The organism is Streptomyces sp. NPDC096176, assembly GCF_044763255.1.
GTDB lineage: Bacteria > Actinomycetota > Actinomycetes > Streptomycetales > Streptomycetaceae > Streptomyces.
The window spans coordinates 1-1,247 of record NZ_JBIWFV010000038.1; the positions used below are offsets into that span (position 1 = coordinate 1).

The 1,247-nt window shown below is 68.1% G+C and carries 1 protein-coding gene; it reads right to left on the bottom strand.

Annotated features, from left to right (window positions below):
* Positions 1-68 precede the first annotated feature (68 nt).
* A complete protein-coding gene (locus ACIQ7Q_RS34950) occupies positions 69-1,034 on the bottom strand; it encodes an IS481 family transposase (RefSeq protein ID WP_403871513.1) in 966 nt (321 codons plus the stop codon).
* Positions 1,035-1,247: the final 213 nt, after the last annotated feature.

A 1,247-nucleotide genomic window follows, 5' to 3' on the forward strand; every position in this document is an offset into this window, starting at 1 on the left:
CCAGCCCACGATCGGACATCAGCAAGCTCCCCACCCATGAACTGACCAACGACCGACCTGCCCAACCGTCACGGAAAACACCGTTGCAGTACTAGCCCGCGGCTCTGGGTGTATTGATCTGAAGTGTTGTTGACGCGGCTGACGGGTGGCTGGCCGCCGAGTGCGGTGTGGCAGTGGTGGTGGTTGTAGGTGTGGAGGAAGTCTGCCAGGGCTGCGGTGCGCTCGTCGTTGGTGGTGTGGGGCCGCAGGTAGGCCCATTCGTCGAGCAGAGTGCGGTTGAAGCGTTCGACCTTGCCGTTGGTCTGCGGCCGGTAGATGCGTGTGAGTTTGCCGGTCGCTCCGAGGTCGGCGAGGGCTTGCCGCCAGGCGAAGCTCTTGCGGTAGGGCCAGGCGTTGTCGGTCAGGACACGTTCGATGGGGCGGATGCCGCAGGTGGCGAAGAAGGCTGCGGTCCGTGTCAGGAAGGCCGCGCAGGTGGTGGCCTTCTCGTCCGGGTGGACCTCGCTGTAGGCGAGGCGGCTGTGGTCGTCGACTGCGGAGTGGATGTAGTCGAAGCCGGTCGTGCGACGTCGGTCGGGGCAGGCGGCACGGCCGTGGACACGCCAGCCTCCGCCGTCGGGTATGCGGCCGAGTTTCTTGACGTCGACGTGGATCAGTTCGCCGGGCCGGCTGCGTTCGTAGCGGCGGATGACCTGTCCGGTGGGCCTGTGCATGAAGGCCAGACGGTTCAGGCCGTGCCGGGTCAGGACCCGGTGGACGGTGGAGGCGGGCATGCCCAGGGTCGGGCCGATGCGGGCCGGCCCCAGCTTGCGGTCCTGCCGCAGGCGGCAGACCCGGGCCTCCAACGCTGCCGGAGTGCGGTGTGGCGTCGTGCGGGGCCGGCTGGACCGGTCGTGCAGGCCGGCTTCCCCCTCCTGTCGCCAGCGGCGCAGCCACTTGTGGGCGGTGGGCCGCGAGATGCCCATCTCGGCCGCGACATGGGCGACGGGACGACCGGAACGGACACGCTCGATCAGCAGCCGCCTGGTCCATATCGGCGGTCGGCCCGGCTTCTTGCTCCTGGGTTACAGCGGTGCCAGGCACGCCCACTGTGCATCCGTCAGATCTCCAAGTGCCACGAAGCAAGGTCATCGCATGCTCAAGATCCGCTTCCGCGCGAGGTCGTTAGTGGGTGGGTGGTGGGGTGGGGGTGTGTTGGTGGGGGTGGTTGAGGGCGTTGGTGAGGGTGGTGAGGTGGGGTTGGAGGG